General features: G+C 39.1%; 15 protein-coding genes. 10 read left to right on the forward strand and 5 right to left on the reverse strand.

The annotated features are described in order from the left end of the window. Window position 1: 1 nt before the first annotated feature. Window positions 2–715, reverse strand: a complete 714-nt coding sequence (locus ACXACJ_RS12845; RefSeq protein ID WP_475134834.1) for a LytR/AlgR family response regulator transcription factor — start codon at window positions 713–715, stop codon at window positions 2–4. 197 nt (window positions 716–912) lie between these two features. Continuing rightward, complete coding sequence (locus ACXACJ_RS12850) at window positions 913–1,176, reverse strand: hypothetical protein (RefSeq protein ID WP_475134836.1); 264 nt, start codon at window positions 1,174–1,176, stop codon at window positions 913–915. A 224-nt stretch (window positions 1,177–1,400) separates the two neighbouring features. Between ACXACJ_RS12850 and yidD the strand changes: the two genes are divergently transcribed. The 3 genes from yidD to ACXACJ_RS12865 all read left to right on the forward strand — a co-directional run bounded on the left by yidD (window position 1,401) and on the right by ACXACJ_RS12865 (window position 4,352). Further along, window positions 1,401–1,658 carry a membrane protein insertion efficiency factor YidD gene (gene yidD, locus ACXACJ_RS12855; RefSeq protein WP_475134837.1) on the forward strand — a complete coding sequence of 86 codons (258 nt, stop codon included), beginning with the start codon at window positions 1,401–1,403 and terminating at the stop codon, window positions 1,656–1,658. Between the two features lie 202 nt (window positions 1,659–1,860). Beyond that, complete coding sequence (locus ACXACJ_RS12860) at window positions 1,861–3,657, forward strand: TrkH family potassium uptake protein (RefSeq protein WP_475134838.1); 1,797 nt, start codon at window positions 1,861–1,863, stop codon at window positions 3,655–3,657. Between the two features lie 11 nt (window positions 3,658–3,668). Beyond that, entirely contained in the window at window positions 3,669–4,352 is a 684-nt protein-coding gene (locus ACXACJ_RS12865) for a potassium channel family protein (RefSeq protein ID WP_475134839.1), read from the forward strand. 4 nt (window positions 4,353–4,356) lie between these two features. Here the strand turns inward: ACXACJ_RS12865 and ACXACJ_RS12870 are convergent, their stop codons facing one another. Beyond that, window positions 4,357–5,082 (reverse strand): membrane or secreted protein, encoded by a 726-nt coding sequence (locus ACXACJ_RS12870; RefSeq protein ID WP_475134840.1) that lies wholly within the window; start codon window positions 5,080–5,082, stop codon window positions 4,357–4,359. A 152-nt stretch (window positions 5,083–5,234) separates the two neighbouring features. On the opposite strand from ACXACJ_RS12870, the gene ACXACJ_RS12875 reads away from it, so the two are divergent. The 7 genes from ACXACJ_RS12875 to ACXACJ_RS12905 all read left to right on the forward strand — a co-directional run bounded on the left by ACXACJ_RS12875 (window position 5,235) and on the right by ACXACJ_RS12905 (window position 9,993). After that, window positions 5,235–5,582 carry a VOC family protein gene (locus ACXACJ_RS12875; protein ID WP_475134841.1) on the forward strand — a complete coding sequence of 116 codons (348 nt, stop codon included), beginning with the start codon at window positions 5,235–5,237 and terminating at the stop codon, window positions 5,580–5,582. Then, the gene (locus ACXACJ_RS12880) at window positions 5,579–5,968 is read left to right on the forward strand and encodes a glyoxalase superfamily protein (RefSeq protein WP_475134842.1); all 390 of its coding nucleotides are present in this window, start codon (window positions 5,579–5,581) and stop codon (window positions 5,966–5,968) included. Before ACXACJ_RS12875 ends, ACXACJ_RS12880 begins: the two co-directional genes overlap by 4 nt. Window positions 5,969–6,256: 288 nt before the next feature. Then, the gene (locus ACXACJ_RS12885; RefSeq protein ID WP_475134843.1) at window positions 6,257–7,144 is read left to right on the forward strand and encodes a hypothetical protein; all 888 of its coding nucleotides are present in this window, start codon (window positions 6,257–6,259) and stop codon (window positions 7,142–7,144) included. Between the two features lie 8 nt (window positions 7,145–7,152). Further along, window positions 7,153–7,794: a hypothetical protein gene (locus tag ACXACJ_RS12890; RefSeq protein ID WP_475134844.1), complete on the forward strand. Its 642-nt coding sequence runs from the start codon at window positions 7,153–7,155 to the stop codon at window positions 7,792–7,794. Then, window positions 7,776–8,555, forward strand: coding sequence for a sensor histidine kinase (locus tag ACXACJ_RS12895; RefSeq protein WP_475134845.1), 780 nt, complete (start codon window positions 7,776–7,778; stop codon window positions 8,553–8,555). The genes ACXACJ_RS12890 and ACXACJ_RS12895 overlap by 19 nt, the downstream gene beginning before the upstream one ends. Next, entirely contained in the window at window positions 8,555–9,208 is a 654-nt protein-coding gene (locus tag ACXACJ_RS12900) for a response regulator (protein WP_475134846.1), read from the forward strand. Before ACXACJ_RS12895 ends, ACXACJ_RS12900 begins: the two co-directional genes overlap by 1 nt. Before the next feature lie 515 nt (window positions 9,209–9,723). Further along, window positions 9,724–9,993: a hypothetical protein gene (locus ACXACJ_RS12905; RefSeq protein WP_475134847.1), complete on the forward strand. Its 270-nt coding sequence runs from the start codon at window positions 9,724–9,726 to the stop codon at window positions 9,991–9,993. 46 nt (window positions 9,994–10,039) lie between these two features. Here ACXACJ_RS12905 and ACXACJ_RS12910 read toward each other — a convergent pair whose 3' ends face one another. Then, window positions 10,040–10,687: a response regulator gene (locus ACXACJ_RS12910; RefSeq protein WP_475134848.1), complete on the reverse strand. Its 648-nt coding sequence runs from the start codon at window positions 10,685–10,687 to the stop codon at window positions 10,040–10,042. Then, the gene (locus ACXACJ_RS12915; RefSeq protein ID WP_475134849.1) at window positions 10,684–12,642 is read right to left on the reverse strand and encodes a tetratricopeptide repeat-containing sensor histidine kinase; all 1,959 of its coding nucleotides are present in this window, start codon (window positions 12,640–12,642) and stop codon (window positions 10,684–10,686) included. Before ACXACJ_RS12915 ends, ACXACJ_RS12910 begins: the two co-directional genes overlap by 4 nt. Window positions 12,643–12,823 lie beyond the last annotated feature (181 nt).

A 12,823-nucleotide genomic window follows, 5' to 3' on the forward strand; every position in this document is an offset into this window, starting at 1 on the left:
CTTATTTAAGGGGAAGCTTATTACGGTAGGTTATGCCAATCGGAATCACCTTATTTCCCGCAAGCCTGATTTTAGTTCGCGTTTTAGCCACTATAAACTGAGTGTTGACAATATATGATCGGTGTACTTGAACAAAATCGGAATCAAGTCTGTCGATTTCTTTTTTCAGAGCGCCAAGGGTCATAAACTTACCTTCCAAAGTGTGGAAATTCACGTATTCGCCATTGGCTTCTACCAAATAGATATTCGAAAGAAATAGCTTATGCTGAATTCCTTTGGCTTGAATGGTAATAAAAGGCTTTTGTTCTTGACCATGATAAAAAGCCAAACTTTGCTGCTGATTTAGGTATTCGCAAAGCCGATCTACAATCAATTTCAGCCTGAATTTGGTAAGCGGCAAGGGCAGAAAATCAAAGATCAAATCAGAAAACACTTCTAATTCCGTTTCAGCCTCCTGACCTATGAGAATAATATGAAGGTGAGGGAAATCTCGTTTTACACCAGGTGCATTGGCCGTTACCGCGCTCTTTGCATCCATCAATATAAGGTCAATTTCTAATGACTGAAGCGTATGATAAATGTCCGAAATGGACGAACAGCGACCAACGAGCTCCACCTGATCAAAATCGCTGACCAATTCTTCAATGTCATTCCCGAACCTCTGACTCAACTCAACAATAAGACTATTTAGGTTTCTTTTAAGCGTTGGATTCATGGTTTTGAGTTAAAGTTGCTTTGGTAATTGGCCTTTTGGAAAGCGAAGGTAAACAGCCGTTTAACGACCTTTGGCTTTCTTAACCATCTTTAACCCATGGAGTTAAAATTCATTAACTCGATTTGAAAAATAAAAATAGTGAGGTATGAAGGCTGCGAATAGATCTATAATTATTCAAATTCCGAACCACTACCTGACTACAACTTATACCGGTAAAGCCTTGTGAAGTCTTCATCTTCCACAATAGCATAGAGAAATTCAGAGTTTTGATCTACTTCAATTATTTTCGTTTCAAAATCCAGCTTTAACTTCTCTAAAATTTCACCCTCCCAGTTCAGAACCAGAACAATGGAATCCGAAAGAAGTTTTGCTCCCTTAAGTTCGCTGAAATCACCTTCCAGCAACGCTAACTTGCTTTCTATTTTCTCACTTTTATTTGAGCATGAAACCAGAACGAACATTATGCAAAACCAAATCAGACACTTCATTTAAGAAGTTTATTTTTCAACATTAAAAAGTACTTATTCAATATATACAGAGATTTCTGAGCTTTCAAAAAAACTTGCGTGTTGTCTTTTTATAGACTTTCATTTTCCTTTGAAACACTTCACTTCAAAACAAATTCTGAATGCACTCTTGAACCCTTTTTAAGTAAATCGGATTAACTTAGCGCAGGCTAAAATCTATGAAACGGATATTCTCAGCATTTTTTATTTTCCTTATTCGAGTTTATCAATATACGATTTCCCCTCTTTTTGGTGCAAGCTGCCGATACACTCCTACATGTTCTGCATATACCGTTCAAGCCATTCAGGAATGGGGACCTTTTAAGGGCACTTGGCTGGGCATTAAGCGTTTCAGCCGTTGCCATCCGTGGGGAGGCCATGGTTATGATCCTGTTCCTAAACGGGAAGAAAAAACAGAATATCAGTCTGAAAAATAGCCTTTGAGGCTCAAAAAGAGCCACACGCACAATTCGTTTGAAATATCTCTTTGCTTTCAATTTAGGAAGCAGATATTTGTAAGAATTTTGGCGAGCAAAAAACACAAAAGAAGGCCGAACCAAACAAGAAAGCCAACTTTTGGTTGATTACCCTGAAAAGGAAAATCACTCAAACTCGCCTACAGATATCTGAGCAGAATAAATGCGTTTAAAAAAGATCAAATTTAAGCTCAAGCGATACTTCCAACAGAAATCTTGGAAAAAACAGGTTCATACGATTATTAAAATCCCTGTTTTGCTAAGCTTGATTAGCGTATTTACCATCATTTACGATTTCGGTTTCGACCAAACGGATAGCGCCCAGCACATTTTAAATGTGGTTTATGTTGTAGCACTTTATGGCGGAATGATCGGGATGATTTTACGTTATCTGTTCAAAAAACTTCGCCCCAAACCAAAAATCTGGCTTTTCGATGGACTGATGTTGGCCTTGGTAATTTTGGTTTTGTTCAACCTTACTGGCCATTTAGATATTTATTTTTTCAAACATTGGAACATTGTTTACAGTACGCTATTCCTGGTTTTTATCAGAGAGTTTTCTTCTCTTCAGATCAACTTCAAGCGACAGTACCTCAATCCAGCTCAGCTTTTTGTACTCAGTTTTTCCCTAATCATTTTGTTTGGAGCGTTTTTGCTGATGCTTCCTAAGGCAACTCACGAAGGCATTTCGTTTCTTAATGCGCTGTTCACTTCCACCAGTGCTGTTTGTGTTACAGGACTCGCGGTAGTAGATACGGGAACTTACTTCACCACTTTTGGTCAAACCATTATTCTGATTCTTATTCAAATTGGTGGCTTGGGAATTATGACATTCACTAGTTATTTCAGCTATTTCTTCAGAGGCGGCTCTAGCTACGAAAACCAGCTTCAGCTTAAAGAAATGACCAATACCGATAAAATTGCAGACGTATTCGGAACCTTGAAGAAAATCATTCTGCTTACTTTTATCATAGAATTGATTGGGGCGGTTTCCATTTTTGCCAGCCTAGATAAAGAATTGATTCCGTCACCTACCGACAGAACATTCTTTGCTATTTTCCATTCCATTTCGGCTTTTTGTAATGCAGGATTTTCTACCCTGAGCAATAGCCTTTATCAAACAGGTTTCCGATTTAATTACCCATTGCATTTATTGGTTTCAGGTTTGTTCATTGTGGGTGGTTTGGGCTTCCCTATTCTGTTCAACTCTTTCAAGTACTTCAAGCACCTTTTCAAAAATCGCTTGTTGCCTAAAAGTCGTAAGAAGAAGGGACTGCACGTGCCGTGGGTGGTGAACATCAACACACGCATTGTGCTTATCACTACTTCTATTTTATTAGTGATTTCAACCATTTTCTTCATGTTCTTTGAGTACAACAACACCCTGCAAGAACATGGATTCTTTGGCAAAATTGTGACTGCTTTTTTTGGTGCTGCCACTCCTAGAACCGCAGGTTTCAACTCTATTGACACTTCTGCCATGGAATTCCCAACCGTAATGCTGGTAATTCTGCTGATGTGGATTGGTGCTTCGCCAGGATCAACCGGAGGTGGTATTAAAACCAGTACAATTGCCATTGCTACGCTCAATTACTTGAGTTTGGCTCGAGGAAAAGATAGAATTGAAGTATTTAGAAGAGAAATTGGCGATCAATCAGTAAGGCGCGCCTTCGCCATTATATCATTGTCGCTGGTGGTTATTGGACTCTCCGTTTTCTTTATATCATATTTTGAGAAGAACATTCCTTTAATGCCAATTGCCTTTGAATGTTTTTCAGCATACAGCACATCGGGGCTGAGTTTAGGAATTACTTCCATTTTAACCCCGGCCAGTAAACTCGTTATCATTGCTACTATGTTTATAGGTAGAGTAAGCATGTTAACCATTTTAATTGCGGTTTTAAACAAGGTGAAATCCTTAAAATACCGCTACCCAACAGAAGAAATTTCGATTAACTAAAAAATTGATCTATGAAATATGTCATCATCGGATTAGGAAACTTCGGGGCCTCATTGGCAGAAAAACTCACTCAGGTGGGTCACGAAGTAGTTGGTGTTGATAATCACATGAGCAAGGTGGATGCCGTTAAGGAAACCATCACTCACTCCGTTTGCTTAGATAGCACGGACGCTCAGGCCGTGGGCCATTTGCCTTTGAAAGAAGCTGATGCCGTACTCATCTGTATTGGTGAAGACGAAGGTGCCAATGTTATGACAACGGCTTTGATGAAAAAAATGAAGGTAAAGAGACTGATTAGCAGAGCGATTAGCCCTTTACACCAAACTGTTTTGGAAGCCATGGGTGTCGATGAAATTGTTCATCCTGAGCTGGAAACGGCAACGCGCTGGGCCAAACGATTGAACATAAGTGGCATTGTCGATTCTTTCGAACTAACAGGCGAGTACAGCATTGTAGAAGCCACTCTTCCAGAGCGCTTTGTTGGAAAAACCATTATGGATGTAGGTTTTAAAAAGCATTACAACCTTATTGTTTTAACCACCATAAAGGTTTGTGAGGAACAGAACCATATTGGTATCCCAAAGAAAACCAGTAAAGTTCAAGGCGTTGCGTCTTCCAACACTGTTCTGGAAAAAGGAGACATTCTAGTGCTTTATGGCCACATAGACGACATCGAAAGATTGCTTGAAGACTAGGCCATTACAACATCGCACGGGGAGTCCAGATTTCGTAAATCGGATTTCCTGTGCTACTCAAACCACTGTGATGCCACTCTCCGTCTTTAACTTCATAATTGAATTCTAGAGAAGCTCCCACTCTACTTACATCTCTCGAAAAGAACTCAATATTTTCTGTGTACTTACCATTTTTCGTAGTGTAAGTTCCTCCCCCCGTTCCAGAAAACTGACCAGTTTCTGAATTGTAGGCGATCCACTGAAAACGTGTTCCTGAAAGAATTTTCATCGTTTTTCGAGCTCCAGGAGTACTACGGCTGATTTCATCATTGCGCATTCTTCCTGTAATCAGGAATGCGTTCGCCAAATCACCACCTGTTCCATTGTCTATTCTTTTCCAAACCAGTGGACTTTCGCCAATCTTCAATTCATCGCCTTTCAATTCAAACTCAGCAGTTTCTGATTTGCCCACCAAACTTGGGTCTAGCGTACTGAACTCATAAGTTTGGGTAACCTTATTGCCATCGATTTTATACGAACCGCCCATGGTATAATAGAATGAATTGTCATCGGTATAAAAAGCGGCCACACTCGTATAACCTCCACTCAAAATGGCAACAGCTTTCACTGGCCTTCCATTTTCAGTATATGTGGTTGCCCAAGCACCTATAGAATCGTCTAAAGAGTCTTTGGTAGTTGAACACGGGAGCAAAGAAAAAAAGGCGAAGAGGCTGATTAAAAAAGATTTCATAGGGCATAGATTGTATTCACAAGCTATTCAAAACCAACCGAATAATCAATAATCTTTATTTAAGCAGAAAAATAGTTTTGAGAGCAAAAAGAAAAATCAGATTTTGAGCACGGACATAAAAATCTAACATGACTTTTTCAAAAATCTGCCCTATGCTTTGGACAAATGAGATGGAAGAAACCATTTCGTTCTATACTGAAATTTTAGGTTTCAATTGCCAAAACTACGACAAGCAAGCGGGATGGGCCATACTTGTGAAAGACGAAACAGAAATAATGCTTTCACTACCGAATGCACATGTAGAATTTTCTAAACCAAACTTCACTGGCTCATTTTATATCAATACAGAAAACGTTGAAGAGCTTTGGGAAAAGCTAAAAGGCAAATGCAAAATCTGCTACCCCATGGAAGATTTTGACTACGGAATGAGGGAATTCGGCATTTACGACAACAACGGATATCTACTTCAATTTGGTAAAGATTTAAGGGCTACATCATGAAAGAAAAGGCTAAATTTCTCGCTTCGGCCCCACAATGGGTCGTTCAAAATGTGGTTGAAACCGCTGAGTTTTACCGCGACAAACTCGGTTTTTCTATTGTGGATTATTTCGCAGAACCACCCGTTTATGCCATGGTAGAGCGGGATGGCCTACAGATTCATTTTGGAAAAGCCGATAACGATCAGGTTCAGAAATCTAATCTTCCTTTGAGAAAAGTAGGTTTTGATATGTATTTCTGGGTAAAAGATATTGAAGCACTTTTTGATGAATACAAAGCTTCCGAAGTAGAAATCTCAGAAGGGCTTACCAAGAGAATTTATGGCAATTTGGAATTCAGTATTATAGATTGCAATGGATTCAAAATTGTGTTTGGAGAACAACCATAAACGAAACTGGGGCATAAACTTATTGGCAACAGCACTCGATTCTAAATCAGTTTATTTCTTCTCTCACATTTTCAGGTTTTAAGAAGTCATTTGCTAAAGATCAACATTGTTCTTTAGCATTTTTTATGCTTGCCTACTGATATAAAACCGTTCTACGCCCCGGGGTAAATCCCCTATTACACCCCAGTGATTACATTGTTTTGAAGGTTCAATACCATCTCCCCTGAAAATACTCTAACACAAAGTGTATATTCAAGTAATTTTTTACCTCATCAAAACCAAAATACCATGAAATTATCTGAAAAAGAAGCCGACAAGGCTGTGGAAAATTGGCATGCATGTAACATTGTAGACCTACCAAAGAATTTTTTTGGCTTACCCCGAAAGCCCACCATAAAATCTCGCTCTAATGGAGACTTGTACAAGGTAAGAGACCTCTATTTGGACGGAGAAAACATCCAAGAAATCCTTTCCAAAGATTCAATTGCCGTTAATTCAAATTGGGACTTTAAAATAAGCTTTAGTTTGGATGAAGGAGATCATTTAAAAGTGATGCCCATTTTGAGGTTGTTCGATGATAAAGGCGTTTGTAAACTAAACCTAGCATTTATAGATGAAAGCAATCCTTATGTAAAAGAAAAGCACAGCTATAAAACCGGCAGCGCGGTATCATCAACAGGCTCATTTCAGGTGCCGGAAACTTATCTAGATATGGTAACCAGAACATGGAGAAATTCAAAAATCAGCTCGATGGAAGATGCCTTTACAGGCAGAGTAAGAAAAGACAGCACCGACAGCCCTGAATTGAGCAAACTTTTGGGATATAATTTCTCCAAAACATTGAATGCCAATATGCACGAAATGTTGGTAAAGTATCTTTCTGGTACTTCAGACAAATTCAAACTTGCATTTATCGGCTTCCACTTTGGTATAGACCTGAACAAGGTAGATGTGGACAATACCTTTTCTTACGTTACCGTAGCCGAATTCAGGCTGAAATATAGAACTGACGGAAAGACTTCAGCAACCGAGGCTTTTGCTGATGTACATAAAGATTTGCTTTTCGATAAACTCAGCGTAGTCAACATTCTCGATTCGGGCGAAGAAGATGAAACGGTTCAAATTTTATATCAATACATGCAGCCATGCCCTCCGTTTGGTAATTGCCCTCGCTAAAAATTCATATGGACAAATCGACTTATGATCTCATCCTTTCCATTCCTTTAAGCCTTTTAGTAATCGGCTTAATTGTAGGTGGAATCCGATTTAAAAAGTTAGGAACAGCCCAAAGGTTATTGATTTTAATCTTTGGGTTTACCTTAACCACTGAGGTCATATCGAGAATATTACTTGAACTGGAAATCCGAAACTATATCGTATTCCATATTTATGCGCTTGTAGAATACGGGTTGTTCGCAACGATTTTGTCTTTGCATTTATATCCGAAAGAAAGAAAATGGGTTAAAATCAGCATTGGTTTAATGACGCTGTTTGGCATTCTAAATTTCTTGTTCTTACAAAATGTGCAAGAACTGAATACGAATGTGATCACAACCTCCAGCATAGCACTTGTACTGCTTTCTGTTTTGCTCTTTTTTAGAATTCTGAGCAAAATGGTTTATTCCCGAATTGAAAGGAGTAGCTTTTTCTGGATCAACATAGGCATACTTATCTATTTCTCCAGCAGTCTCGTCCTTTTCGTTTCTGGCGATTGGCTTACTCAGCTCGATTTGGCTTACTCAATCAATGTTTGGGTGATTCACATTCTCTTCAACATCATTCAATACCTCTGTTTCAATATTGCGTTATGGATGGATCCGGAGTAACCGCAGAAGTTAATGCCTTAGTGATTGGGATGATCGGCATGTTCTTCCTCTCAATTATCATCATTCTGTTTGTAGTAGTTTACCAGCGAAAGCTACTTAAACAGGAAAGAAAGCATAAACAGGCAGAAGAAATGCATCAGCTGGAATTGCTTCAGGCCACTTTGGAAAGTCAAGAAAATGAGCGCGACCGAATTGGCAGAGAATTGCACGATGGCGTTGGAGTATTGCTAACCACGGCTCGAATGTATCTGCAGCATTGGAGCGAAGAGACAACTCAAACTGAACATGAAATGGGCAACCAAATTGATGCAATGCTGGGCGAAACGATAAAGTCTATCCGAAGGGTTTCTTCGGATTTGCGCCCTGTTGTATTGGAAAATCTTGGTTTATCGGAAGCTATTGCTGAGTTAATCAAACGAATCGAAAAAGCTTCTACCATCAATATTGAATTTAAAGCATCGTACGCACATCGCTTACCACAAGCCATGGAATTGAGTATTTATCGGATTGTTCAAGAACTTTTAACGAATGGGCTTCGACATTCTGAAGCCACAGAAATTCGCTTAACCATGAATGCTCAAGCGCATTCCTTCAGCCTTAATTACCAAGATAATGGCAGAGGAATGGAGCAAGAATACCACCTAAAAAAAGGTTTAGGCTTAAAGAATATTGAAAGCCGTATTAATGCTTTGAAAGGAAAAATATCGTTTGGTGCTCCCCAAAATGGCGGAGTACTCATAAGCATACAAATAGAAAGATAATGGAAACGATAAAAGTCGGATTGGTAGATGATCATGCCCTTTTTCGGGAAGGCATTAAACTACTGATGTCGCGCATAGAAGAAACTGAATTGATTTTTGACGCAGAAAGCGGCACAGAAGCTCTGGAAACACTGGAGACCACAATACCTGATATTCTGCTGTTAGATTTAGACATGCCTAAACTCAACGGAATTGAAACTTTTAAGCGAATAAATGAGCGCCACCCTAACCTGAAAGTGCTGATTCTTACCATGCACAAAGAGGAAAGGATGATTTCATATCTCATGGAGCTCGGAGCCAATGGCTATTTGTTAAAAGACAGTAATCGGGAAGAGTTGAAAAGGGCTCTTTTAACAGTTTATTCTACGGGCATGTATTATTCTAATGAGGTTTCGAAGGCCATGCTTTCAAGCCTAAAACGCAAAACCCGACAAGAGCCTAAACTAGGCCAGAGCATCACGTTGAGCCATAGAGAACAAGAGGTTCTTGAACTTATTGCTGAAGGCTATTCCAATAAGGAAATCGCTGACAAGCTTTTTATAAGTAGCCGAACTGTAGATGGCCACAGAACTAATTTATTACAAAAATTTAACGTCCATAATTCAGCCAAACTGGTAATGGAGGGCGTTAGAAAGGGTTTTTTGGAAGGTTAGGACCGAAAAACCCAAATCCTCAATCAATAGTGACGAGGCTGTTTCGAAAGTGAGTTTACTTCTCCCTAAACTTTTTCAGGGGGTAGTATTTTTAAAACTCAAAGTGAAGAATTCTGAAATATCTCTGACTTTCAGAACCAGAATTATTTGCTTTTATCTTTTGAGACAGCCTTTATTTATTTCTTACAAGGTGATTCCCCCATTTCATCTTTCAGGCGATTGACCTCTGACATAGCCTGCATATTCTCCCCAAATTTGAAATACAAAAGCTTTTGAAAGTGACCGACAAACACTCAAAACATTGTCATCAGGACAACATGGATCAGCCCGAGAGAAAGGCTAAAGCAAAGTGCTTTTAACAGAAAACACAACTGCCATTTCATCTCATTTTTTCCTGTCCAGAATTTTTAGAAAGTGGAGCAGAACCCACTAGAAAAAACGGACTGTTCTCGTCAGTCAAAAACGAGAGGCGGTAAACCGAAAAGCCTTATGAGTAGGAGTTAAATTTTAATAACATGTCAACATCACAGAATATTCCTGTTTCAATGGCGGAAGCCCAATCAGGACCTACCTACGTAACTGGTAAAATCTCTTTTGTTTCATCTCAACAAGGTTTAGTACTTATTGGAATTGCAGGAGGACAGAACCCAGGGCAATATGTACTAAAATCCAATTTGGATGGCGGCCTAGAAACCGCTTTGACTGGCTTAACTAACAAAGCCAACTTTTGGGGCACACTTGATAGCAACAATCAAATAAACACTTTTGCTGTTTATTCTGCTTAATTGAGTGAGACATCTGGTTGCGGGAAAATTTCCTGCAACCAGTATTTTAGCCCACCAAACCTTCACTTACGGCTATTCTTACCAAACCTGCTACGTTCTTGGCTTCAAGCTTCTTGATTAGGGCTTTTCTGTGGGTTTCAACGGTAGAAATGCTGATAAATAGCTTTTCCGAAATCTCTTTAGTGGAATAAGCTTCGGCCACCATTTGTAAAACTTCCCTTTCCCTTGGCGTTAAACTGGCTGTTTTAGCCACTTTTGATACCTCCATAACTTTGGATTTATCGGAAAGGACTTCAGTAACCTCGTAGCTAAAATACTTTTGCCCACGGGAAACCTGTTGGAGAGCAAGTTTGAGTTCATGTTCATCCAGATTTTTCAAGATATAAGCATCAAAGCCAATCTTCATGGCCTTTTTTACAGTAGCATGATCCAAATGCATAGTGAGCAAAATCGTCTTCAATTCTGGAAGTTCCTCCTTTACTTTCATTACCAACTCCAGCCCGTTCAAATTGGGCATTTCAAGATCGCAAAGCAGTATATCAGGCTTTAAAATGGGCACTTTCTGTAAAGCCTCTTTTGGGTTTGAATACGTAGAAATGATTTCATAATCAGGTTCTTCCGCAATAATTCGTGATAAACCATCTATGATCATCTGATGATCGTCTACAATAATCAATCTGCTTTTTTTCGTCATAACACTGGCACTGTTACAATGGCCACTACTCCACTTTGTGGGCTAGGTTCGTAGTTTACGGTTCCCTTAATCAGGTCTAAGCGGCTCTTAATATTCATTTGTCCGTGTCCATCGGATTTTTCTTCTGAAAAACCCTTGCCATCATCTTCTACCAATAGAGTGACTTTATCTTTCAACTTCATAAGTTGAACGTACACTTCCGTGGCTTCAGAGTGCTTGATAATATTACTTAGCAACTCCTGAAGAATTCTGTAAAGGCTTATTTCGATTTTCTCATCAAGTCGCCCTTCCATTTTATGATGCTCGAATTCATAGGTTAAGTCAGAAAACTGAAATGTATTTCGAAGTAAATCTTCAATAGCTTTCACAAGACCATCTTCCATTAAAGCTCTTGGCATCATCTGATGGCTGATTTTTCTAACATCATCGGCAGATTTAGAAAATTGCGTAGCAATTTGGGCAACCTCTTCCTTCGTATCGCCTTCCAATTTTTTCTCTACGGATTTCAAACCCAGCTTCAAAGCATTCAACTGCTGACCAATACCATCGTGCAGATCCTTACTGATTCGTTTTCTTTCTTCTTCTGTTGCGAAAACTACAGCTTCTAAACCCTTTTCCTTTTCATAAATTATGGCAGCCTGAAGCGTAGCTCTTTGGTTGGCTCTGTTGCGGTTATAAAATAATGCTCCACCCAAAAGAAGCAATCCAAGTCCGGATACAAGTAAGGTAACTTGCGTATTTCGGGCTGAAAGTGTAGCGTGCTGCGTTTGAATTTCAACCTCTTGTTCTGCCAGCTGCTTTTCCTTTTCTGCAGTTTCGTATTTAATGATCAAGTCATTAACACTCTTCACATTATCCGCATTTTTCAGCAAGTCGTTCAGCACTTTAAATTCTTGATACTCATTTAGAGCAGATTTATAATCCCCTTTTAATTGATAGAGCTCCGCTAGATTTTCCTTTACTGCTCTTAAATAGAATTTATCATCGTAAAGATTACAGAGCTCTTCAGCCCTTCTCATTTCTTGAATACCCAAATCGAATTGTTTTTTCACGCCAAGGATCTCGCTGCGATTGATCCATGCTTCGATCAACCCCAAAGGATATTGCACTTCTTCCGAAAGCTTAATTTCTTCCTGAAAATACGAATTGGCCTTATCGTATTCCTTTTGCTTGAGATACACCTGACCAACGTTATTCAGTACAGCGATTTTACCATACACAAATGTGGTACTGTCATAAATCGCTTCGGCAATTTTGGCCTCCTTCAGCGCCAAATCCAAAGAATCGGAATTGATGTAAGCATTACTCAAATTTAAATGAGCATGCCCATTACTGACTTTCGCTGGAGAATAGTATTTAGTAGCAAGCTTTGTGTATTTAATCGCGTTTTTCCAATCTTCAAGCCCTAAATAGCTCTTACCAATATTGATGTAAACGCTATTTAGAATCGCGTTTCTATTTCTTCCTTCAGGTTCATTTTTAGTGTACTCCAAAGCCTCGAGCAAATGAATCACCGCCTTGGAAAACTCATTCATATCATTGAGCATCATTCCTCGGTTGTTCAAAACACGGGTAATGTTGCCGTTGCTTTTTGCGCTTTTATAAACTTGCTCGGCACTATCCAAGTATTTACCAGCTAAATCGTTTTGCCTTTCATTGAGGTAAACGTAACTGAAGTCCATGTACACTTTGCCCATCAAGGTGTCGTAAGCTTCACCAGAAAATTGGTCTTTGATGTAAGAGCCCTCCTTGTTGTAATAGAAAAATGCTGAGTCAAATAGTAAATTGGCTTCATAAAAGCGCCCTAGCATTTTATAGCCATTGACAACTTCAATCAGCTCTCCTTTTTTCAGAGCCGTTTTCAGTACAGCATGAAGACTATCTTCTTGTCCAGAAGCATTCGCAAAAATCAGTGAGCAGAGGCATAAAGTAAGCCAACCAAGTTTTGTTTTCATTGGAAAAAATTTCTAAAAAATCACTTTCAAACGAAATACACTTAGCAGCTGGCAGCGGAGTTGTGGATTAAAATAGCTAAATGAAGCTTAATCCAAAAACTTATTTTCTTAGAAAATCATATTCCAATTTAATAATCTCATGGAAAACCATGATAAAAACCACCATTTCAGGGAGATTAAT

The organism is Roseivirga sp. AWQ4_251, assembly GCF_056158225.1.